This is a genomic window from Actinophytocola sp. (assembly GCF_049647105.1).
Classification (GTDB): Bacteria; Actinomycetota; Actinomycetes; order Mycobacteriales; family Pseudonocardiaceae; genus Actinophytocola.
Map to the genome: position 1 here is coordinate 1 of NZ_JBARWZ010000006.1, position 22,407 is coordinate 22,407.

21 protein-coding genes are annotated in these 22,407 nt (G+C 70.1%); 10 read left to right on the forward strand and 11 right to left on the reverse strand.

Going from position 1 to position 22,407, the window contains the following annotated elements:
* Window positions 1-306: 306 nt before the first annotated feature.
* Genes WBA97_RS00265 through WBA97_RS00275 form a run of 3 tightly spaced genes read right to left on the reverse strand, consistent with a single transcriptional unit; the run spans window position 307 to window position 2,843 of the window.
* A complete protein-coding gene (locus WBA97_RS00265; protein ID WP_424228561.1) occupies window positions 307-1,377 on the reverse strand; it encodes a Gfo/Idh/MocA family protein in 1,071 nt (356 codons plus the stop codon).
* Window positions 1,362-2,003 (reverse strand): ThuA domain-containing protein, encoded by a 642-nt coding sequence (locus tag WBA97_RS00270; protein ID WP_424228562.1) that lies wholly within the window; start codon window positions 2,001-2,003, stop codon window positions 1,362-1,364. The genes WBA97_RS00265 and WBA97_RS00270 overlap by 16 nt, the downstream gene beginning before the upstream one ends.
* Before the next feature lie 54 nt (window positions 2,004-2,057).
* The gene (locus WBA97_RS00275; RefSeq protein WP_424228563.1) at window positions 2,058-2,843 is read right to left on the reverse strand and encodes a metal-dependent hydrolase; all 786 of its coding nucleotides are present in this window, start codon (window positions 2,841-2,843) and stop codon (window positions 2,058-2,060) included.
* 97 nt (window positions 2,844-2,940) lie between these two features.
* On the opposite strand from WBA97_RS00275, the gene WBA97_RS00280 reads away from it, so the two are divergent.
* A complete protein-coding gene (locus WBA97_RS00280; protein ID WP_424228564.1) occupies window positions 2,941-4,173 on the forward strand; it encodes a pyroglutamyl peptidase in 1,233 nt (410 codons plus the stop codon).
* A 7-nt stretch (window positions 4,174-4,180) separates the two neighbouring features.
* Here WBA97_RS00280 and WBA97_RS00285 read toward each other — a convergent pair whose 3' ends face one another.
* From WBA97_RS00285 to WBA97_RS00300, 4 genes are all read right to left on the reverse strand, one after another.
* Window positions 4,181-5,086, reverse strand: coding sequence for an LLM class F420-dependent oxidoreductase (locus WBA97_RS00285; RefSeq protein WP_424228565.1), 906 nt, complete (start codon window positions 5,084-5,086; stop codon window positions 4,181-4,183).
* A 26-nt stretch (window positions 5,087-5,112) separates the two neighbouring features.
* On the reverse strand, window positions 5,113-5,379 hold the full coding sequence (locus WBA97_RS00290) for a DUF3040 domain-containing protein (protein ID WP_424228566.1): 267 nt from the start codon (window positions 5,377-5,379) through the stop codon (window positions 5,113-5,115).
* A gap of 90 nt (window positions 5,380-5,469) precedes the next feature.
* Complete coding sequence (locus WBA97_RS00295) at window positions 5,470-5,811, reverse strand: STAS domain-containing protein (RefSeq protein WP_424228567.1); 342 nt, start codon at window positions 5,809-5,811, stop codon at window positions 5,470-5,472.
* 15 nt (window positions 5,812-5,826) lie between these two features.
* Entirely contained in the window at window positions 5,827-7,830 is a 2,004-nt protein-coding gene (locus WBA97_RS00300) for a SpoIIE family protein phosphatase (RefSeq protein WP_424228568.1), read from the reverse strand.
* A gap of 119 nt (window positions 7,831-7,949) precedes the next feature.
* On the opposite strand from WBA97_RS00300, the gene WBA97_RS00305 reads away from it, so the two are divergent.
* From WBA97_RS00305 to WBA97_RS00320, 4 genes are all read left to right on the forward strand, one after another.
* Complete coding sequence (locus WBA97_RS00305; RefSeq protein ID WP_424228569.1) at window positions 7,950-12,239, forward strand: HAMP domain-containing protein; 4,290 nt, start codon at window positions 7,950-7,952, stop codon at window positions 12,237-12,239.
* 148 nt (window positions 12,240-12,387) lie between these two features.
* Window positions 12,388-12,921, forward strand: a complete 534-nt coding sequence (locus WBA97_RS00310; RefSeq protein WP_424228570.1) for a response regulator — start codon at window positions 12,388-12,390, stop codon at window positions 12,919-12,921.
* Window positions 12,922-12,939: 18 nt separating this feature from the next.
* A complete protein-coding gene (locus WBA97_RS00315) occupies window positions 12,940-13,389 on the forward strand; it encodes a DUF1707 SHOCT-like domain-containing protein (protein WP_424228571.1) in 450 nt (149 codons plus the stop codon).
* A gap of 43 nt (window positions 13,390-13,432) precedes the next feature.
* The gene (locus WBA97_RS00320; protein WP_424228572.1) at window positions 13,433-13,801 is read left to right on the forward strand and encodes an STAS domain-containing protein; all 369 of its coding nucleotides are present in this window, start codon (window positions 13,433-13,435) and stop codon (window positions 13,799-13,801) included.
* Here the strand turns inward: WBA97_RS00320 and WBA97_RS00325 are convergent.
* Window positions 13,765-14,205, reverse strand: coding sequence for an ATP-binding protein (locus tag WBA97_RS00325; protein WP_424228573.1), 441 nt, complete (start codon window positions 14,203-14,205; stop codon window positions 13,765-13,767). The genes WBA97_RS00320 and WBA97_RS00325 overlap by 37 nt on opposite strands.
* A gap of 50 nt (window positions 14,206-14,255) precedes the next feature.
* On the opposite strand from WBA97_RS00325, the gene WBA97_RS00330 reads away from it, so the two are divergent.
* The gene (locus WBA97_RS00330; RefSeq protein ID WP_424228574.1) at window positions 14,256-14,906 is read left to right on the forward strand and encodes an HAD family hydrolase; all 651 of its coding nucleotides are present in this window, start codon (window positions 14,256-14,258) and stop codon (window positions 14,904-14,906) included.
* Window positions 14,907-15,032: 126 nt separating this feature from the next.
* A complete protein-coding gene (locus WBA97_RS00335; protein ID WP_424228575.1) occupies window positions 15,033-15,506 on the forward strand; it encodes a DUF6194 family protein in 474 nt (157 codons plus the stop codon).
* Here WBA97_RS00335 and ligD read toward each other — a convergent pair.
* Window positions 15,503-16,483, reverse strand: coding sequence for a non-homologous end-joining DNA ligase (gene ligD / locus WBA97_RS00340; protein WP_424228576.1), 981 nt, complete (start codon window positions 16,481-16,483; stop codon window positions 15,503-15,505). The two genes, WBA97_RS00335 and ligD, sit on opposite strands and share 4 nt — an antisense overlap.
* Window positions 16,484-16,506: 23 nt before the next feature.
* A complete protein-coding gene (locus tag WBA97_RS00345) occupies window positions 16,507-17,235 on the reverse strand; it encodes an endonuclease/exonuclease/phosphatase family protein (RefSeq protein ID WP_424228577.1) in 729 nt (242 codons plus the stop codon).
* A gap of 100 nt (window positions 17,236-17,335) precedes the next feature.
* Between WBA97_RS00345 and WBA97_RS00350 the strand changes: the two genes are divergently transcribed.
* Entirely contained in the window at window positions 17,336-17,599 is a 264-nt protein-coding gene (locus WBA97_RS00350) for a GlsB/YeaQ/YmgE family stress response membrane protein (RefSeq protein WP_424228578.1), read from the forward strand.
* A 98-nt stretch (window positions 17,600-17,697) separates the two neighbouring features.
* On the opposite strand, the gene WBA97_RS00355 is transcribed toward WBA97_RS00350, so the two are convergent.
* Window positions 17,698-18,534 carry an SDR family NAD(P)-dependent oxidoreductase gene (locus WBA97_RS00355; RefSeq protein ID WP_424228579.1) on the reverse strand — a complete coding sequence of 279 codons (837 nt, stop codon included), beginning with the start codon at window positions 18,532-18,534 and terminating at the stop codon, window positions 17,698-17,700.
* 625 nt (window positions 18,535-19,159) lie between these two features.
* On the opposite strand from WBA97_RS00355, the gene WBA97_RS00360 reads away from it, so the two are divergent.
* Window positions 19,160-20,800 carry a glycoside hydrolase family 6 protein gene (locus WBA97_RS00360; protein WP_424228580.1) on the forward strand — a complete coding sequence of 547 codons (1,641 nt, stop codon included), beginning with the start codon at window positions 19,160-19,162 and terminating at the stop codon, window positions 20,798-20,800.
* An 87-nt stretch (window positions 20,801-20,887) separates the two neighbouring features.
* Window positions 20,888-22,402 carry a cellulase family glycosylhydrolase gene (locus tag WBA97_RS00365; RefSeq protein ID WP_424228581.1) on the forward strand — a complete coding sequence of 505 codons (1,515 nt, stop codon included), beginning with the start codon at window positions 20,888-20,890 and terminating at the stop codon, window positions 22,400-22,402.
* Window positions 22,403-22,407 lie beyond the last annotated feature (5 nt).

A 22,407-nucleotide genomic window follows, 5' to 3' on the forward strand; every position in this document is an offset into this window, starting at 1 on the left:
CAACGTCCCGAAAGCGTCTTTCGGGCATCGCGTCCCCGAAGGCGCAAGCCCGCCACCAAGGGGCTCCCTGCCATCCCGTCGACCTGGCGAAGCCCGATCACGCCGTGTCAAGGGGGCCAAAATGCAAGAAACACAGGATGCAAGAGCCTGGCCCCCTTGACGCGGCGTGATAGCCCCTGGGAGGTCGACGGGATGGCAGGCAGACCCGAACCCAACGCAACCAAAACAGCAAACCCCAGGCCATCCTGGAGACCTGCCCCTCCGGCGAGGAGCCGCCGGAGGCAACGCCAACCGGTGGATCCAGGCTCAGCGGTCATGCGGGTTGGGGACCGGGGGTGGGCGTGGGGTGGTGCTTTCGATGTCCTGGGTTTGGCCGGTTTCCGCTGCTCGCAGCAGGGACTCCATGATGTCCAGTACGTGGTAGGCCAGGGTGCCGTTCGCGCGGTGTTCCGTGTTCGTGGTCAGGGCCGCTGCCAGGTCGGCCACTCCCGTGCCCCGGCCCGCGTTCCGGTGGCCCGCGGTCGGGGGGACCCCGGTCCAGCCGTCCTCGGGCCGGTACACGCGTACCTCGCCGTCGAAGTCGTTCGGGTCCGGGACCGACAGCGAGCCCGCCGTGCCGTAGACCTCGATGCGCGGCAGGTCCGCCGCCCACACGTCGAAGCTCATCATCAACGTGGTCACCGCGCCGTTCTCGTGTGCCAGCACGCCTGCCACGTGCGTGCGCACGTCCACCGGGAACTCCGTGCCCGCGCGCGGACCGCTCTCGATCACCCGCGCCGCCCTCGGTGTCGACGCCAGGCCAGCGACCCGCCGCACCGGTCCCAGCAGCGTGACCAGCGACGACAGGTAGTACGGGCCCATGTCGAACAGCGGCCCGCCGCCCGGCCGGTAGTAGAACTCCGGGTCCGGGTGCCAGCGCTCGTGCCCCGGTGTCACCATGAACGCCGTCGCCGCCACCGGCGTGCCGATCGCACCGTCGTCAAGCCAGTGCCGCGCGGTCTGCGTGCCCGTGCCCAGCACGGTGTCCGGCGCGCAACCCACCAGGACCCCGGCCTCGGCGGCCGCCGTCAGCACCGCGCGACCCTCTACAGTGGACAGTGCGAGTGGCTTCTCGCTGTACACGTGCTTGCCCGCGGCGATCGCCGACAGCGCGACCTCCGCGTGCGCCTGCGGGATCGTCAGGTTCAGCACCAGGTCCACGTCGTCGGCCGCGTACAACTCCGCTGGCCGCAGCATCCGCACGTCCGGCACCGTCCGCGCCGGGTCCAGGTCCGCGGCCGCCACCAGCGCGACCCCGGGCAGCCGGGGGAGCGTGTCGAGGTACTGGCGGCTGATGTTGCCGATGCCGACGAGCCCGATCCTCAGCGCGTCGCCCACAGCAGGCCCCTCGTGATCATCTCGTGCACGGGCGGCAGCTCCAAATCGGCCATCCGGTGCCCGATCGTCGTGACGAAGACGCGACCAAGGCCGTGCCGCCGCACCCACGTCACCGGCATCTCCGGCGTGCCGATCTCGCGCCGGTCCGGGTCCGGCTGGTACTCCGTGGCCGCCAGCACCTCGTTGCCAGGGTCGGCGTGCAGGTAGTACTGCTCGCTGTGCACCTCGAACGCCTCGATGTCCGCGACGACCTCGTGCCCGCCGACCGGGTGCACCACGTACGACACGAAGTCCTTGTGGTGGTGGATGAACTGGCCACCGGTCAGCAGGTGGTAGCCGGGCTGGTCGCGGAACGCGTCCACGATCCCGCCATGCCACCCCGCGAACCCGGTGCCTGCCCGCACCGCGGCGAGCAGACCGTCCAGCTGCGGAGACGTGATCGTGCCCATCGTCCAGCACTGCACGATCAGGTCGATCCCGGTCAGGTCATCGAGGTAGGCATCCAGAGTGGACGACGTGGTCACCGCGAAGTCCTTCTCCGACAGGAACTTCGCGTACCGGTCGGTCGTCGCGACCGGGTCGTGGCCCGCCCAGCCGCCACGCACCACGAGCGCTCGCTTCGTCATCGTCACCGCCGACTGTGTTGGAGTGGCCCGCTCCACCACAGTATCCGGGAGACGCTACGGGGTCACGGCTTCCGCGGGCGGCACGAACATCCGCTCGACGAAGTCGGCGCCGAACTGCCACGCGCCAGGGATCAGCAGCACCCCGACGACGACGAACAGCGGGAACACCACCAGGCGCTCCACCCGCTTGCCGGTGCGCAGCCGCAACACCTTGGGCGGGCGCAGTTCATACCACGTCTCGCCCGCGATCGGGACCGGGAACAGGAACGGGCAGCCGGACTCGGTGATCGCGTCGCCGAGGCAGTGGGTGAAACAGCCGACCGCGACCGCGAAGCCCATCAGGCCGGACAGTTCGCCCAGGTCGGCGAGCGGGTCGGGGCCCGCCTTGTTGAGCCACCACACCACCGCCGCCGCGGACACGATGATCATCCAGTCGCCGAGGGCGTCCTGTGCCAGCAACAGCCCGAGGACCGCGACCCCGGCGACCGCGTACGGGCCACCCGCCTCCGTGCCGGCACTCGCGGCCATGCCGAGGCCCGCCGCGAACAGCACGGTATGGGACAGATGCCGGTGCGTGCCGCGCTTGCGTTCGTCGCGTGGGCCCTTCGTGACCTGGTAGATCGCGGCGGAGGCGTGCCGCAGCAGCCATGACAGTATCCGGGAGATCGGGCCGAGCAGCTTCGACGCACGGGCGTGCGGGTGGTCGAGATCCGGCAGCAGTGCGAAACCGGACGTGGTGACCGCGAACAACACCGCCTGCTCGATCGAGGTCGCACCGACGAACTGTGCGACGCCAAGCCCCGCGCACCAACCGGTCAGTGCGTGCGTTCGGCCCATCATCGGCGGCGCCCCCTCAATCGTCGTCGATGATCAATTATGCCGTGTGTTCGATTGCGAACCTTCTCGGCACGCCGGAGTGTGCGCGAGGATGGTGTGCATGAGAGTTCGCACCCTGCTTGCGGCCGCCTTCCTCGGGCTGGCCGGAACACTCGTCCCGACCGTCACCGCGTCCGCCGCGCCGGCCTGCGCGGATCCGGCCGCACCGCTCACCGTCGAGGAGCAGCGCCTCGCACTGCCCGCGACCGGGGAGATCCTGCGGCGCAGCGGTTTCGACCGCTTCGAGCGCGTGTTCACGCCGTCGTTGTGCCTGCTGCCGGACAACCGCGCCGCCAAGGTGGCCATCGGGGTACAGGGCCGCGCACTGTGGGCGGCCGCGGTCGCGCGGGCACAGGGCAAGCTGCCGCCGGGCACGCTGCCGGTGACCGACGACCGGCCGCTGTACTGGGCGCGGCTTCAGCTGACGAAGGCGTTGCGGCAGTGGACACCGTCGTTCGCGCTGTCGCCAGGGGACCGGGCCGCGCTGATCGACGTGCTGGAGAGGACCTCCCGCGGCCAGGACTCGATCGCGTACTCGCGGAACGCGCTGAAGATCCTGGTGACCGGCTTCGACCCGTTCCAGCTGGACCAGGACATCCGGCGCAGCAACCCGTCCGGCGTGAACGCGCTCGCGCTCGACGGCACGGTGATCCAGACGGCGGCGGGCCCGGCACGGGTCGAGACCGCGATGTTCCCGGTGCTGTGGGACCCGTTCGCCGAGGGGATGGTGGAGCGCGCGATCCTGCCGTGGCTGGGCAAGGTCGACATGTTCACCACGATCAGCCAGGGCCGCGTCGGCCGGTTCGACGTTGAGCGGTACAACGGCCGCTGGCGCGGCGGCTTCCCGGACAACGACAACCTGTCCCGCACCGAGGTGATCCCGATCCCGGCCGGGGTGCCGACGGTGACCCCCGCGCCGGAGTTCGTGCCGACGACCCTGCCGTACGCGAAGATCGTCGCCGCCCCGACCGGCCGTTTCCCGGTGTACGACAACACGTCCGTCACGGAGATCCCGGCCGGTCAGACGGCGCCGGTGGTATCGCCGACCGGGCCGACGCCGGGTTCGGTGGCCCGCGCCGGTGGCGGCGGCAACTACCTGTCGAACGAGATCGCATACCGGGCGACGCTGCTGCGCGACGCGCTTGGCCTGACCATCCCCGGCGGCCACCTGCACACACCGGTGCTGGAGTTCGGCCAGGGCAACACGACCGAGCTGACCGACCCGGTGTTCGAGCAGAACCAGCGCGACATCGTCGACCAGATCCGCGCCGTGCTGACCGTCGCGTTGTCCTGACCAGCCCTCATCCCAGCAGCGGGCGGACCTCGGACGCGATCAGGTTCAGGTGCTCCAGGTCGGTCATGTCGAGGATCTGCAGGTACACGCGGGTCGCGCCCGCTTCCGCGTACTGGCGCAGCTTCGCAGCCGCCTCCTCCGGGGTGCCCGCCGCGCCGTTGGCCTTCAGCTCGTCGACCTCGCGGCCGATGGCGGCGGCCCGGCGGGCGACCTCGGCGTCGTTCTTGCCGACGCACGTGGCGACCGCCGCCGAGTACACCAGCTCACGACCGGCGGCGGCGTCGCGGACGCGGCCGAACTGCGCCGCCGTGTCCTCGGCCGAGGCGAACGGCACGTTGAACTCGTGCGCGTACTTCGCGGCCAGGGCGGGGGTGCGGACGGGGCCCAGCCCGCCGATGATCACCGGCACCGGTGACTGCGCCGGCTTCGGCAGGGCCGGGGAATCCTTGAGCTGGTAGTACGTCCCGTCGAAGCCGTAGGTCTCGCCGACCGGGGTGGACCACAGGCCGGTCACGATCTCGAGCTGCTCGGACAGCCGGGCGTGCCTCGCCGACGGGAACGGGATGCCGTACGCCCGGTGCTCCGCCTCGAACCAGCCCGCGCCGAGACCGAGCTCGACGCGGCCGCCGGACATCTGGTCCACCTGCGCCACCTGGATCGCGAGCACGCCGGGCAGGCGGAAGGTCCCCGCGGTGACCATGGTGCCCAGCCGGATGGTCGACGTCTCACGAGCGAGGCCGGCCAGCGTCACCCACGCGTCGGTGGGGCCGGGCATGCCGTCGCCGGACATGGTCAGGTAGTGGTCGGAGCGGAACCAGGCCGAGAAACCAAGCTCCTCCGCCACCTTGGCCATCGTGAGCTGCGTGTCGTAGGTGGCCCCCTGCTGGGGCTCGGTCATGATGCGAAGATCCATGAAGGCTATTCTCCGCCCCCGGGCGCTCAGGTGTAGGTGTTGGTCGCCAGGTGCAGGCACGCGCCGACGCCGATCGTCAGGATGCCGAACACCATGAGGATGACGCTCGCGGCGGCCGCCCCGGTGAGGAACAGCAGCACGCCGGTCACGTCGACGCCGATCCTGGTCATGGAGCGCAGCCGCCTGCGCTCCGGCGGTTCGTGGTCCCGCAGCATCCTCGTGAACGCCGGATCGGACTCTTCGAACCAGCGCTCGATCTGCTGGAGATGACGGTCTTCATCGTGGCTGAGCATGGCGACTCCCACGCTTGGTGGCCGGGCCCCGCCCCGCCCCTCTGACTTGTGCTCGCCAGGGTTACCCGTTCCCGGCGGTTCAAACCTCGATCAGGTGAGCCTGCGCGCGTCCGCCACCGATTCGTACACGGTGAACATGTGCGCGGTCCTCGTCAGCTCCATCGTCCTCATCACGAGCGGTCCAGGAACGAGCGCGAGGCGAACGCCGGTGGACTCGGCGAGCGCGGTCAGGCGGACCAGCGTCGCGAGCCCGAGCGACCCGAAGAACGTCACGTCGGTCAGGTCGACAACGACGCACGGGGTGCCGTCCAGGTAGTCCTCGATCGCCGCGGCGAGCTCTGGTGCGCTGACCAGGTCGATCTCGCCGAGCACGGTCAGGACCACACAGTCCGGCGCCGGTCTCGCGACACGTAACCGCACGTGCTCTGACACTGGTGGCGTTCCTTTCTACGGCTGGGAACCCGGCACGGCGTGCGCGGGCGGCACCTGCACGGCCACGATCGCGATGTCGTCGCGGTGCGGCTCGGGGGAGTAGTCGTCGACGGCCTGCCGCACCGCCGAGATGACGCCGTCCGCGGTACGTGGTGTCGCGCGGCGCAGTGTGTCGGCGAGCCGTTCCTGGCCGAACAGCTCCACGCCGCGGCGGTGCTCGGTCACGCCGTCGGTGTAGAACACGAGCGTGTCGCCCGCCAGCAGCACGTGCCTGGTCGGGTGCACCCCGAAGCTGCGCACCAGCCCGACCGCGCTGCCGTGCGTGCCGAGGTAGGCAACGGTCCCGTCCTCGTGCACCAGTGCGGGCTGTTCGTGCCCGGCGAGCACCAGCTCCACCGCGAGCGAGGTTGGCGTGGTGTCCTGGCGGCTGATCAGCGCGAGCGCGACCGTCGCGAACTGGGACGGGTCGCCCGCCTCCAGCATCATCTCGTTGAGCAGCTCGAACGTCCGGTCGAGCGGCTGGCCGTCCCGCAGCAGGACACGCAGCACGTCCCGCACGAGCCCGGTGCGGGCCGCCGCGCGCGGGCCCTTGCCGCACACGTCGCCCACGACCGCGAGCCAGCGGCCGGGGCCGAGCGCCAGCACGTCGTAGAAGTCGCCGCCGACGTCCGCGCCCGCGCTCACCGGCAGGTACGCGGCCGCGAACCGCACCCCGTCGGCGACGGGCAGCGCGCGGGGGAGCAGCGCCTGCTGCAACGCCTGGGACGTCGCGGCGTGCGCACTGTCGCGCTGCGCGTTGTCCAGCGACTGCGCGGCGCGGCGGGCCAGCTCGGTGAGGATCAGCAGCTCCTCTGGCCGGTGCACGCGGTCGACGGGCCTGCCAACGCTGACCGTGCCCAGCGTGCGGCCGCCGACCCGCAGTGGCACCGCGACCCCGTCGAGCGGCGAGCCGAGCCCGGCGGCCTGGGTGTGGTCGGCGAGCAGGACGGTCAGCGCGCCGCCTCGCTCGGTGAGCGGTCCGAGCCCGGCACGCAGCTCACCCATCCGGTCCTCGCGGACGTGGGTGAGCGCCTCGAGCCGCAGCCTGCCCCGGTCGTCCAGCAGGTGCAGCGCACACCACCGGCCCAGCCTCGGCACCAGCACCTGCGGCACGATCGCCGCGGTCAGCCGCACGTCGAGTGAGTTGCCGAACATCTCGGTCGCCTCGGCCAGGTACGACATCCACAGCCACTGCTCGCGGTCCGCGCTGTGCTGTTTGTCCGCCTCTACCGCGAGCGTGACGCGCTGCGCGGTCAGGGCGGCCAGCTCGGCGGCGGTCCCCGCGCCGGTGTGCACGGACAGCCGGCCGGTCCTCGGCGGTTCGAGCGGCAGCGGCACGGTCACGACCTCGTCGCCCGCCCTCTCGCCGTACGTGGCGAGCAGCTCATCGCCGGTGTCGTCGGACAGCACGACCATGCCGCCGGACGCGCCGAGCACATCGCACAGGCGGCGAAGCAGCTCGGTCACCACCACCGGCAGCGACGATGGCGGCGACGGCAGGTGGAGCAGCCAGCGCGTGGTTTCCGCGTCGGGCCACGCCGAGGTCGTCGGCGCGGCGGGGGCGGGCGGGGCGGGTGGCGGGGTGGTGGCCCGCAGCGTGAACCACACCCGGTGGCCGCCGCTGTCGTGCCTGCTGCCCCACGCGGAGGCGATCGAGTCGATGAGCAGCAGCCCCCGGCCGTGGGTGGCGCGGCGCGTGCCGGGGGCCGGTGGCACGGCCCTGCGCAGCTCCATCGGTGTCGAGCCCTGGTCGGTGATCGCCACGGTCAGCTCCACACCGTCCGCGACCAGGTCGACCGTGAAGCCGGTGCCCGCGTGCAGCACCGCGTTCTCGCACAGTTCGCTGGTGAGCAGCACCGTGTCGTCGGCCAGCTCGTCGAGCCCGGCCTCGGCCAGCGCCGACCGGACGAACCGGCGTGCCGCACCCGGCGCGCCGGCGTCTCCCGGGAATCTGGCACGTCGCTCGAACGGGGGCCGCACCAAGACAGTCTGCCGGGTGCCGACAGACGGTGGCGACGGGGTCGCTCCCTGCTCGATCCCGGGGCGGGGCACCCACGCTCGTAGACTCCTGTGCAAGCGCGAACCCCTGGAGGCGACGCATGGCCGCACCGGACGCCACGGCCCCCGAGTACGACCTGGACGATCTGCTCGAGGAGCTCGTGGCGGCGACGACCGCCGTCCGGAAGGGCCAGTTCGACGTGCGTCTCACGCGTCGGACCGGCCTGGCCGGACAGGTCGTGGACGGGTTCAACTCGGTGATCGAGCTGCAGGAACGCCGCAACCGCGACCTGTTACGGATCAGCAGGGTCGTCGGCCGCGAGGGCAGGATGCTGGAGCGGATGGACTCCGACCAGCAAGACGGGTCGTGGGCGTCCGGCGCGGCGGCGGTGAACTCGCTGATCGACGACCTCGCCCGGCCCACCGCGGAGATCGCCAGGGTGATCGCGGCCGTCGCCGACGGTGACCTGTCCCAGCACATGGCACTGGAGATCGAGGGCAGGCCGCTGCGTGGTGAGTTCAACCGCATCGGCCGGACCGTGAACACCATGGTGGACCAGCTGTCGTCGTTCGCCGACGAGGTCACGCGGGTTGCCCGCGAGGTGGGCACCGAGGGCAAACTCGGTGCGCAGGCGGACGTGCACGGCGTCGCGGGCACCTGGCGCGCGCTCACCGACTCGGTGAACACGATGGCGTCCAACCTGACCAACCAGGTGCGGTCGATCTCCACGACCGCGACGGCCATCGCACGCGGCGACCTGTCCCGCAAGATCACCGTCAGCGCACGCGGTGAGATCGCGGAGCTGGCCGAGACGATCAACTCGCTCACCGACACGCTGCGGGTGTTCGCGCACGAGGTCACCCGCGTGGCCCGCGAGGTGGGCACCGAGGGCCGCCTCGGCGGCCAGGCGACCGTGCCGAACGTGGCGGGCACGTGGAAGGACCTCACCGACGCGGTGAACCAGCTCGCCGCGAACCTCACCGACCAGGTCCGCAACATCGCGCAGGTCACGACGGCGGTGGCGAAGGGTGACCTTTCCCAGAAGATCACCGTCGACGCGCGCGGCGAGATCGTGGCGCTCAAGGACACCGTGAACACGATGGTGGACCAGCTGTCGTCGTTCGCTGACGAGGTCACGCGGGTGGCGCGTGAGGTGGGCACCGAGGGCCAGCTCGGCGGCCAGGCGCAGGTCGAGGGCGTGTCCGGCACCTGGCGGAACCTGACCGAGAGCGTGAACCAGCTGGCGGGGAACCTGACCGCGCAGGTCCGCAACATCGCGCAGGTCACGACGGCGGTGGCGAAGGGTGACCTTTCGCAGAAGATCACGGTCGACGCGCAGGGCGAGATCCTCGAGCTGAAGTCGACGGTCAACATCATGGTGGACCAGCTGTCGTCGTTCGCTGACGAGGTCACGCGGGTGGCGCGTGAGGTGGGCACGGAGGGCAAGCTCGGTGGTCAGGCCCAGGTGACCGGTGTCGCTGGCACGTGGCGCGACCTGACCGACAACGTGAACAACATGGCGTCCAACCTGACCGGCCAGGTCCGCAACATCGCGCAGGTCGCGACCGCGGTGGCCGAGGGTGACCTCTCGCAGTCGATCACGGTCGACGCGCAGGGCGAGATCCTGGCGCTGAAGTCGACGGTGAACACGATGGTGGACCAGCTGTCGTCGTTCGCGGACGAGGTCACCCGCGTGGCCCGTGAGGTGGGCACGGAGGGCAAGCTGGGTGGTCAGGCGCAGGTGCGGGGCGTGGCCGGGACGTGGCGCGGCCTCACCGACACGGTCAACTACATGGCGTCGAACCTGACCGGCCAGGTCCGCAACATCGCGCAGGTGACCACGGCGGTCGCGCGGGGCGACCTCTCGCAGAAGATCACCGTCGACGCGCAGGGCGAGATCCTCGAGCTGACGTCGACGGTGAACACGATGGTGGACCAGCTGTCGTCGTTCGCTGACGAGGTCACGCGGGTGGCGCGTGAGGTGGGCACGGAGGGCAAGCTGGGTGGTCAGGCGCAGGTCAAGGGCGTCGCGGGCACCTGGCGCGACCTCACCGACAACGTCAACTACATGGCGTCGAACCTGACCAGTCAGGTCCGCAACATCGCCCAGGTCGCGACCGCGGTGGCGGGCGGTGACCTGAAGCAGAAGATCACGGTCGACGCGCAGGGCGAGATCCTGGCCCTCAAGAAGACCGTGAACACGATGGTGGACCAGCTGTCGTCGTTCGCCGACGAGGTCACGCGGGTGGCGCGTGAGGTGGGCACCGAGGGCAAGCTGGGTGGTCAGGCGCAGGTCAAGGGCGTCGCGGGCACCTGGCGCGACCTGACCGAGAACGTGAACCAGCTCGCGACCACGCTCACCATCCAGCTCCGCGCGATCGCGGGCGTGTCCACCGCGGTGACCCGCGGCGACCTGACCCAGCAGATCGGCGTGCAGGCCAGCGGCGAGGTCGCCGAGCTGAAGGACAACATCAACCAGATGATCGTGACGCTCCGCGAGACCACCGCGGAGAACGCGAACCAGAACTGGCTCGACTCCAACCTCGCCCGCGTCGGCGGCCTGCTGCAGGGGCAGCGGGACCTCACCGCCGTCTGTCAGATGATCATGAACGAGGTCGTGCCGCTGGTGAACGGGCAGGCGGGCGCGTTCTACCTCGGCGCGGACGGCGGCGTGCCGGAGTGGCGGCTCGCCGCGTCCTACGGCCTGGGCACCGACGACGTCCAGGTCAGCTTCGGCCACGGCGAGGGACTGGTCGGGCAGGCCGCGGTGACCAAGCAGCCGATCGTGGTGCGTGACTCGCGGGCCGGCTTCACCCCGATCCGGTCCGGCATGGGCACGTTCACCCCGTCCGCGCTGACCGAGGTGCCGGTGCTGGTGGACGGCGAACCGGTCGGCGTGCTGGAGATCGCGTCCGTCGGCGACTACTCCGAGCTGCACGTCTCGTTCCTGGAGCGGCTCGTGCAGACGGTCGGGGTCGCGATCAACACGATCCGCGCGAACCTGCGTACCGAGGAGCTGCTCGGCCAGTCGCAGCGGCTCGCCGCCGAGCTGCAGAACCAGTCGGCGGAACTGCAGCGCACCAACGCGGAGCTGGAGGACAAGGCCGCGCTGCTGAGCGAGCAGAACCGCAACATCGAGATCAAGAACCTGGAGATCGAGGCGGCGCGGCGGCGCGTGGAGGAGAACGCGCAGCAGCTCGCGCTCGCGAGCCAGTACAAGTCCGAGTTCTTCGCGAACATGAGCCATGAGCTGCGCACACCGCTGAACTCGTTGCTGCTGCTGGCCCGCCTGCTCGCGGACAACCCGGAGAACAATCTGTCGCCGAAGCAGATCGAGTTCGCCACCACGATCCACAACGCGGGCACCGACCTGCTCGCGCTCATCGACGACATCCTCGACCTGTCGAAGATCGAGGCGGGCAGGGTGACCATCGAACCGGGTCCGGTCGACGTCGCCGAGGTGGTGGCCGACGCGCGGCGGGCGTTCGGCGCGCAGGCCGAGGAGAAGGGCCTCGCGTTCGAGGTGCGGATCGCCGAGGGCACGCCGTCGACGGTGGTCACCGACGCGCAGCGGCTCGGGCAGATCCTGCGCAACCTGTTGTCGAACTCGATGAAGTTCACCGAGCGCGGCACGGTCACGCTGACCGTCTCGCCGCGCGACACCGACGCGGTCGCGTTCTCGGTGCGGGACACCGGCATCGGCATCTCCGACGAGAAGTTCGAGATGATCTTCGAGGCGTTCCAGCAGGCCGACGGCACGACCAGCAGGCGCTACGGCGGCACCGGGCTCGGCCTGTCGATCTCCAAGGAGCTGGCCCGGCTGCTCGGCGGCTCCATCGCCGTGGAGTCCACGCTGGGCGCCGGGTCGACGTTCACGCTGTTCGTGCCGGTCGAGCTGCCGGGCGCCACGTCCAAGCGGCTAACCCCGCTCGTCGCGACCGAGGACGGGCTGCCGTCGATCGGCACGCCGATCCTGCGGCCCGCGGTGGGTGTGCCCGCCGTCGCACGGGAGCTGACCGGGGTGACCGTGCTGCTCGTCGACGACGACGTGCGCAACGCGTTCGCGCTGACCAGTGCGCTGGAACTGCACGGGATGACCGTGCTGTACGCGGACAACGGCGCGGACGGCGTACGGCTGCTCGGCGAGCACCCGGAGGTCGACATCGTGCTGATGGACGCGATGATGCCGAACATGGACGGGAACGAGACGACGAGGCGCATCCGGGGTCTGCCCTCGGGTGCGCAGACCCCGGTGGTGTTCCTGACCGCGAAGGCGATGCCGGAGGACCGGGAGGCGAGCCTCGCCGCCGGTGCCGACGACTACGTCACCAAACCGGTCGACCTTGACCAGCTGCTCGACGTCGTGTCGTCGTGGGCGGTGGCGGAGTGAGCGGAGCTTGCGGAGCGAGCCGTTGCCGTTTGAGCGGAGCTTGCGGAGCGAACCATTGCCGTTTGAGCGGAGCTTGCGGAGCGAACCGTTGCCGTTTGAGTGGAGCTTGCGGAGCGAACCATTGCCACGGAGCGGGCGAGGTGACGGCGTGACTGTCTCGGCGAAGGCGCTGCTGGTCGACGACCGGCGCGAGAACCTCGTTGCGCTGGAGGCGATCCTGCAGGGCCTCGCGGTGGAGACGGTCGCGGTCACCAGCGGCGAGGAAGCCCTCAAATGCCTGCTGGTGGACGACTTCGCGGTGATCCTGCTGGACGCGTCGATGCCGGGCATGGACGGCTTCGAGACCGCAACCCACATCAAGCAGCGGGAACGGACCCGGCACATCCCGATCATCTTCCTGACCGCGCTGAACTACGACGCCCGGCTCGCGTTCCGCGGTTACCAGATCGGCGCGGTCGACTTCATCACCAAACCGTTCGACCCGTGGGTGCTGCGGTCCAAGGTCGCCGTGTTCATCGAGCTGTGGCTCAAGAGCGCGGAACTGACCACACAGGCGGTGGAGCGGATGGCGTTGCACGAGGCGCTGTCCAAGGCGGTGTCGTTGCTGGGTGCGGGGGACACCGACGCCGCGACCGGGGTGCTGCGGGAGGCGCAGGCGCGGTACGCGAGAGTCCGGACCTGACCGCCCTACAATCCGTACATGGCACAGGCCGACATCCGGACCAGCGACTCGGAACGGGAGGAAGCCGTCACCGCGCTGGGTGTTCACCTGTCGAACGGGCGGCTCGAGCTCGACGAGTACGAGGAGCGTTGCGGCCGCGCCACGGTCGCACGCACCCGCGGTGAGCTGGAGGCGTTGTTCACCGACCTGCCCGCGCCGCACCCGGACCTCAGTGCCGCGAGTCCCGTCCAGCTCGTGCAGAAGGCGGGACAGCTGGTCGGCCCGCCCCGCAGGCGCGGCAAGAACGTCGTGGAAACCCCTGCCAGCAAGGCACTCGAGGTAGTGGCGGGGATGGCCTTTCTCTTCGGTATCCCCGCCGCCATCCTGCTGACGGTCCTCGCCGGGCAGTGGTGGGTGTTCATCCCCGTCGGTGTGGTGCTGATGGTCGCGGGAGCCGCGTCCGAGGCGGCCAAGAAACCGGTTACCTGACACCCCACTGTCGCGGTTTCCGGTTGGCGGGCAAGATGTGTGTATGTCCAACGCTCCGCTTCCCCCGGGCGACCGGTTCGGCGCCAGCGTCGACGTTGTGCAGCACGGCACCGCCGTGGTGTTGCGTGTCGCAGGCGAACTGGATCTGGTCACCACGCCGACCCTGTCCGAGGCGAGCCTGAAGGCGTTGCAGTCCAGACCGCCCGTGCTGGTGATCGACCTGACCGACGTGACGTTCCTCGCCTCGGTCGGCATGTCGGCCATTGTCGCGGCGCATGAGGCGGGCGGAGAGCACACGGCGGTGCGGGTCGTCGGCGGCGGCCGCGACACCCTCCGGCCGATCCGCGTCACCGGTCTGGACAACCTGCTGTCGGTCTACCCGGACCTGTCGTCCGCGCTCGCGGGCGCCTGACCGCCGGGCAGCGGCTTGCCGGACAGCACGACCGTGGTGCCCTCGTCGGAGTAGTCGACCGTCACCTTGTCGACACAGGCACGCATCAGGCGGATCCCTTGCCCCCGCGTGCTCTTCGGGTCGTCGACCGGTGGGCGCCACACGCCGCGGTCGCGCACGGTGAACGTGATGTGGTGGTCGGTGATCTCGCCGCGCAGCTCGACCGTGCCGGTGCCGGCGGGATCGTCCGCGCCGATGCCGTAGCCGTGCTCGATGCTGTTGCTCACGGCCTCGTTGATCGCCAGCACGAGGTCGTCGACGAGCGGGGTGGTCCAGCCGTTGGTTCTCAGCCAGGTGCGTACCTCGGCCCGTGCGACGGACGGCGAAACCCAGTCGGCGGCTAGCACGAGGTCCAGAGGCGGCACAGTCGCCATTGTCCCAGTTTCCCGCCCGCGCGCCCGGCATACTGCCGAACATGGGGATCGACGCGCTCGTTTTCGACTTCGACGGTCTTCTCATGGACACCGAAACCGCGTCGCTGCGGGTGTGGCAGTACCTGTGGCGCAGGCACGGGCTCGAGCTGGACACCTCGACGTTCTTCGCCCCGCACGGCGGCGACGTGATCAAGGAGCGGTACGCCGCGCTGGCGGCCGCCGCCGGCCCCGCCTACGACCACGACGAGAGCCACGCCAGCCGCCTCGCCTACCGCGACGAGGTGCACGCGGCGCTTGAGCTGGCCGACGGCATCATCCGGTGGCTCGACGAAGCCCGTGACCTGGGTCTTCGGCTCGCGGTGGCGAGCAGTTCGCCCCGCGACTGGGTGGTGGAGCACCTCGGGCGCGTCGGCTACCTGGACCGGTTCGAGCTGTTCGCGTGCGGCGACGAGGTGGGCACGGTGAAGCCCGACCCGGCCGTCTACCTCCTCGCACTGGAGCGACTCGGGGTGCCCGCCGCCCGCGCGATGGCGTTCGAGGACACGGCCCACGGGGTGGCCGCCGCGAAGGCCGCGGGTCTGCGCTGCGTCGCGATCCCGCATCCGTACGCCGACCGGACCGTCTTCACGGCCGCGGACCGCGTCCTGACCAGCGCGGCGGACGTCCCGCTAACGGCGCTCCTCGGGAAATAGCCGGTCTCGTGGCCGATCGGCGTCGGGCAGGTCCGCGTTCGATCCCGATTTGAGGGTTTTCCCGCGCGTTGATGGGCTTTTCGTCGTCGAAGTCTCCCAAAGGAGTTCAATGAGACGCTTGAAGGTATGGATGTCGACGCGATGAAGCAGTACCTCCGCGAGACCTTCGCCGGGACCCGTGTGGACGAGGCGGGCGGCGACATGTTCTTCACCTACGACCCGGACGGCGACCTCCCGGCCGACCGCTGGCTCCCGTTCGCGACGATCGTGACCGGCGACGGCTACGACACCGTCTCCGACCTGAGCCACCCGGGCGCCTACCGGCTGAACATGGGCGTGCCCAAGCAGACCTACGTCGCACACCTGGGCACCGCCCCGACCGACCGCGACGCCGAGGGCATCCTGGTCACCGACGCCGGCTACGCGGCCCGCGACCAGCTGATGCCCCACCCGGTCTACGCCAACCAGCACTGGATCTCGGTGATCAACCCGGGCGCCGCGACACTGGCGACCACCCGGCATCTCCTGGCCGCCGCCTACGACTTCGCGGTCCGCAAACACGACAACCACCGCACCCGGGAGAGCCGAGAGCGTCGCTAGTGGGCGGGTGGGGTGGTGACCTGGGCCGGGAGGACGTCGCCGCGCAGGCCGCGCCACGCGGTGTGGCGGAGGCGGCCGTCGGAGGTGAACTGGCGGTACACGACCTGGCCAACGAGGGTCGGGTCGACCCAGCGGGCGTCGCGGGCGCGGTCCGGCGGGACCACGTTGTGGAAGGGGCTGTCCGCGCGGGCCAGCGGGGTCAGCAGGTCCAGCATCTCGTCCAGCGCCCGCTCGGTGAACCCCGTGCCAACGTCGCCGATGTACCGCAGGTGCCCGTCCGGGTCGTGCCCGCCCAGCAGCAGGGCACCCACCCGGCCACCCCGGTTGCCCTTGCCCGGCCGCCACCCGCCGACCAGCACCTCCTGTGTCTTGATCAGCGGCCGCTTGATCCAGTCGCGGCTGCGCTGGCCGGGGAGGTACCGCGACTCGAGCCGCTTCGCGACCAGGCCCTCCAGCCCCTGCTCCTCGATGATCGTGAGCAGCTCGTTCGGGTCGATGTCCGCTGCCGTGAAGTGGCGGGGGACCGCGACGCGGCTGTTGGCGACCGGCAGGTCGGCGAGCAGGTCGCGCCTGCGGGTGTACGGCGTCGTCAGCAGCACCTCCGCGCCCAGCGCCAGCAGGTCGAACACGATGAACGTGACCGGCGCCGTGCGCAGCAGCTCCGCGGTGGGGCCGCGCTGGTGGCGGGACTGCATGAGCTGGAAGTCGGGCCTGCCGTCCGCCGCGAGCACCACCAGCTCGCCGTCGAACACCGCGGACCGGCCCTCCACCGCGTCCGCGAGCACGCCCTGCAGGTCGGGGTAGACATTCGTCATCTCGTTGGCGAGCCTGCTCGTCAGCTTCGTCGTGCCGTCCGGCCCGACGCGCATGCAGCAGCGGAACCCGTCCCACTTGGTCTCGTACGCCCACCCGCCGCCCACCGGCAGCGGTCCCTCGACCGCCAGCATCGGCGGCACCGGCGCGGGCACACCATCCACAGTGGACTCCCTTCGTGCCGAGCCTAACCCGCCGAGGTCAGGTCGGCGACCACACCGGCGTGGTCGGAGAGCCACACCCCGTCTACGGGCCGGTCACCCACGAGCCACGCCGCTCCGACCCGGAACCCGGGTCCGGCGAACACGTAGTCGATCCGCCCCGGCGCGCCGCCGAGCCGGGCGATCTCCTCCGCGGCGAGCGGGTTGTCCGCCGACCAGGTGAGGCCCGCGCCTGCGCCCGCGACCGTCCACGCGTCCTGCAGGTGGGTGCTCAGGTGCCGGACCCCCGCCTCGTCCGGCCGCGCGTTGAGGTCACCCGCGACGATCATCGGCAGCATCCCGCCGTACCGCGACAGCACCTCCTGCGCCTGCAGGTGCCGCACGTTCGCCGCCCCTTCCTGCCACGGTGTGGTGGGTGTGACGAACAGCAGCCCACCGACGAGGACGGCCAGCGTCCAGTAGTGGAACCCGTCGATGCGCCGCTCGACCACGTCCACCACCCGGTGCGGCTCCCGGGTCGCGATCGCGGTGCCGCCGAACCGGTCGGCCTCCGGTGGCTGGTCACGCAACACGTCGGCCTGGTGTGTCACGTGGCGCAACCGGGTGTCGGCGAGCAGTCGAGCCAGCTGCTCCGGGTGGCGCACCTCCTGAAGAGCCACCAGGTCCGGCCGGAGCGCACGTAATTCCCGGTTCAGCAGGCCGGTACGCCGCGGATCACCCGCGTCGTGCCGCACGTTCCGCGTAACAACCCGCATGTGGGGCCTCCCCGCGCCGGTTTGTGCGACCGTCGGACCGGGTATTGCTCAGCTGGCGGCAGACGTGCACGCCCATGCTGACGAACACCGGAGGTTAGACATGATCGGCTTCATCGTCGCAGGCCTCATCATCGGCGTGCTCGCGCGCCTGATCAAGCCCGGCAAGCAGAACCTCGGCATCATCGCCACCCTGCTGCTCGGTCTCGTGGGGTCGGTAATCGGCGGCACGATCGCCTGGCTGCTCGGCACCGGCGACATCTGGGAGCTGAACGTGCTCGGCTTCATCCTCGCCGTGGTCGCCTCGGTGCTGCTGATCGGCACGGCCGAGGCCATCACGGGCTCGCGCCGCAAGGCCGTGCACTGACGATCGTCCTGAGGTCGGTCTCGCCCGCGGCACACCTGGCCCATTCGCGGCCGCGTGCGGCCGCGGGCGAGGCCGTCTTGCGGCTGCTCGATCTCGTTCTATCCTTCGATGCCCGCGGCCTCGGCGCACCACGCGAACATCGCCTCGCTGTCGGCGTCGTCGTGGCGGGTCCACGGCACGAGGTGCGGGCTTCTCGGCCTGCGGTCGTGCCAGAACAACCCGGTGGCGGGCGCGGGTTCTGCCGCCCCGAGCCAGACGGTGGTGTCGGCACCCTCGTCGGAGTCCCGCAGGAACGGCTTGGTGAGCCGGTAAAAACCGGGCAGTGAGCCGACGACCCCTGGCGTGGCGGCCCAGCCGGGATGCATGGCGGCGACGGTGATGCCGGGAAGGCGCGCGGCCAGCACCGGGACGAGCGCGACCTGGATTCGTTTGGTGCGCGCGTAAGCGGTGGCCCCGCGATACTCACCACGGGAGTACTCGGGGTCGTCCAGCGGCAGCTTCTGGGTGTGCATCCCCCCGGAAGACACGAAGATCACGCGCCCACCGGCAAGCCTGGACCGGAGCAGTTCGGTCATGAGCATGGGCCCGAGCACGTGGGTGGCCAGCGCCGTCTCGTGCCCCTGTGGGGTGGTGCTCCGCTCGGCGGGCAGCACGCCCGCGTTGTGCACCAACACATCCGCGGCCCCGACCGTACCGGCGAACCGCCGCACGTCGTCCAGATCGGACACATCGCATCGAGAAACCCGAACGTCACCGTCGATGCCTGCCGCGACCCGCTCACCCTTGGCGACGTCCCGGACCACGAGATGCACGGCAGCCCCCAACCGGGCGAACGACTCGGCGGTGGCCACCCCAAGCCCGGAACTGGCGCCGGTGACGACCGCGGTCCGCCCGGCAAGCGCCCTGGGCGGCGGGTCCGCCGGCCATTCAGGCAACCGCCGCCGCACGACGAGCCCCAACCGTGTGTACCCACCGGCAACGGACCGGTCAAGCCCGGTGTCGAGCCAACGCCCGAGAACCTCCCGTATCACTGGTCCGCCTCCCCGGAATCAAAGTGCTGGTATCGACCCAGCGACAGTCGCGGACCGCGCCGTCACGTCCCCTGAGGTCACTGTTGGTCGGGCCAAGACTCTCGCACAAATCCATCGGACAGGCCCTGGTTCGGAGCCGCGCACCCTGCGGATGGGTGCGCGTCATGACCCGCTCTCACGGCCGACGATCTTGGGAGCGCTCCCAACCCAAGCCCTGGGAGGCGGCCGGACGCAGCCCGTCAGCCATGCGGACGCGCCTCTGTCAAGACCGCCCGATCGACAAGCGCCGCAACGAATCCCGTCGTCAGCCACTGAACGCGCAACTTAACTGTTCATCAAGAGTGAGAGTCTGTACACGCCCAGTTAACACAGCTAGACTCCGAAAAACTGGGAGCGCTCCCAGAAATCGCTCGGCGTTGAGCGGAGGATCCGGATGAGATTCAGACCCAGGTCTACCAAGATCGGGACGCGGAGGCGTGCGGCCGCCTACTTGGCGGTAGTGGCTGCGACGCTGTCGTCCCTCCTAACATTGAGTGCCCAGCCCGCCGGTGCGGCGGCAGGCTGTCGTATCGACTACACCGTCAACGACTGGGGCGGCGGCTTCACGGCGACCGTCAAGGTCAACAACCTCGGCGACCCGATCACCGGTTGGACGCTGCGGTTCGCGTTCGGCGGGAACCAGAAGGTCACCACTCCCGGTTGGAGTGCCAACTGGGCACAGTCGGGCCAGCAGGTCACGGCGACCAACCTGGCCTGGAACGGGACGCTCGGGACCGGCGGTTCGGCCGAGATCGGTTTCAACGGCACGTACTCGGGCAGCAACAGCGCCCCGGCCACCTTCTCGCTCAACAACACCAACTGCACGGGCACGACGGACCCGGACCCCGACCCGGATCCCGATCCTGAACCCGGCGACCGCGTCGACAACCCGTACGTCGGCGCGCGTGTCTACGTGAACCCGGACTGGTCCGCACGGGCAGCCGCCGAGTCCGGTGGCAGCCGGATCGCCAACCAGCCGACCGGCGTGTGGATGGACCGGATCGCGGCCATCAGCGGCACGACCGGCGCACGTGGACTGGTCGGGCACCTCGACGAGGCCGTACGACAGGCCGCGGGACAGCCACTGGTGTTCCAGCTCGTCATCTACAACCTGCCCGGCCGCGACTGTGCGGCGCTGGCATCCAACGGTGAGCTGGGTCCGACCGAGCTCAACCGGTACAAGACCGAGTACATCGACCCGATCGCGTCCATCCTCGGCCGGGCGGCGTACGCGAACCTGCGGATCGTCACGGTCATCGAGATCGACTCGCTGCCGAACCTGGTCACCAACGTGTCGCCGAGAGAGACGGCGACCCCGCAGTGCGACACGATGAAGGCCAACGGCAACTACGTCAACGGGGTCGGTTACGCCCTCGGCAAGCTCGGCGCGGTGCCCAACGTCTACAACTACATCGACGCCGGCCACCACGGCTGGATCGGCTGGGACGACAACTTCAACGCCACGGTGCAGCTGATGTGCCAGGCCGCGAGCGCGTCCGGCGCGAGCCCAGGAAACGTGCAGGGGTTCATCGCCAACACCGCGAACTACAGCGCACTCAAGGAGCAGTTCTTCACCGCCACCACGGTGGTGGGCGGCAAACCGCTGCGTGAGGTCGCGGGCGGCTGGGTCGACTGGAACCGGTACGTCGACGAACTTGGCTTCGCCCAGGCGTTCCGCCAGCAGGCCGACTCGCAGTGCTTCGACTCCAACATCGGCATGCTGATCGACACCTCGCGCAACGGGTGGGGCGGCTCCGCCCGGCCAACGCAGGCGAGCACGTCGACCGACCCGGTCACCTTCATGAACCAGTCGCGCATCGACCGGCGCATCCACCTCGGCAACTGGTGCAACCAGTCCGGTGCCGGGCTGGGTGAGCGGCCGAAGGCGGCGCCCGAGGCGGGCATCGACGCCTACGTCTGGATCAAGCCGCCGGGTGAGTCCGACGGTTCCAGCTCGGCGATCGACAACGACGAGGGCAAGGGCTTCGACCGGATGTGCGACCCGACGTACACCGGCAACCCGCGCAACAACAACAACATGTCCGGGGCGCTTGGTAGCGCGCCGCTGTCCGGGCACTGGTTCTCCGCGCAGTTCCAGGAACTGATGCGGAACGCCTACCCGCCGCTGTGACGGGTTGATCCCTCTCCGAGTGCCGCCTTCGCGTCCCAGCACGCGAAGGCGGCACCCGGCCCCTGCGCACCACGAGGACACCCTGCGATGAAAAGACGCAACGTCGCGTTCGCCCTGATTCCCGCTCTGTTACTGGCCTTGCTGGTGCCGTTCGTCCACACCGCACCCGCCTCGGCGGCCGGATCGGGCTACTGGCACACCAACGGCAGGCAGCTGCTCGACGCGAACAACCAGCCCGTGCGGATGACCGGGATCAACTGGTTCGGCCTTGAGACGGCGAACTACGCGCCGCACGGCCTGTGGTCCCGAGGCTACAAGGACATGCTCGACCAGATGAAGAGCCTGAAGTACAACACGCTCCGACTCCCGTTCTCCAGCCAGCTCTTCGACTCCGGCAGCACCCCGAACAGCATCCGCTACGACCTCAACCCCGACCTGCAGGGCCTGTCCGGCATCCAGATCATGGACAAGATCATCGCCTACGCCGGGCAGATCGGCATGAAGGTGGTGCTGGATCGGCACCGGCCGGACTCGGGCGCGCAGTCCGCGCTCTGGTACACGAGCGCCTACCCCGAGAGCCGGTGGATCAGCGACTGGCGCATGCTCGCGCAGCGCTATCTCGGCAACACCACGGTGATCGGCGCCGACCTGCACAACGAACCGCACGGGATCCAGGGCGGTGGCGGCGCGAACTGGGGGAGTGGCGACACCGCAACCGACTGGCGGCTCGCGGCGGAGCGGGCGGGCAATGCGATCCTCGCGGTCAACCCGAACTGGCTGATCGTCGTCGAGGGTGTCAGCGACTACAACGGCGACAACTACTGGTGGGGCGGCAACCTGCAGGGCGCCGCGACCGCGCCAGTACGCCTGAACGTCGCGAACCGGCTCGTCTACTCGGCGCACGACTACGCGACGTCGGTGTTCGCCCAGCCGTGGTTCTCCGATCCCGCCTTCCCGAACAACATGGCGGCGATCTGGGACAAGAACTGGGGCTACCTGTTCAAGAACAACGTGGCGCCGGTGCTCCTCGGTGAGTACGGCACCACCCTCGCCGACCCGCGTGACCAGACCTGGCTGCGGACGCTGATGGCCTACCTCGGCACCGGCACCGACGCGCCCAGCTTCACCTACTGGTCGTGGAACCCCAACTCCGGCGACACCGGCGGAATCCTCAACGACGACTGGACCACGGTCAACACCACCAAACAGGCCTACCTGAACCCGTACCTCATCGCACCGGACGGTGGCACTGGCAACCCGGACCCGGAACCCGGGACCTCCTGCCGGGTCAGTTTCGGCATGAACGACTGGGGCTCCGGCTTCACCGCGTCGGTGTCGATCGCGAACAGCGGCACCTCGGCGATCAGCGGGTGGACGCTGTCGTTCACCTTCCCCGGCAACCAGCGGATCACCAACGGCTGGAGCGCGACCTGGACCCAGGCCGCAGGCTCCTCGACCGTCACGGCGACGAACGCGGACCACAACCGCGTGATCGCCGCCGGGCAGTCGGTCACCGGACTCGGGTTCAACGCGACCTACAGCGGCAGCAACGCCCGGCCGTCGGCCTTCACGGTCAACGGCGAGACGTGCACGATCGCGTAAGGACG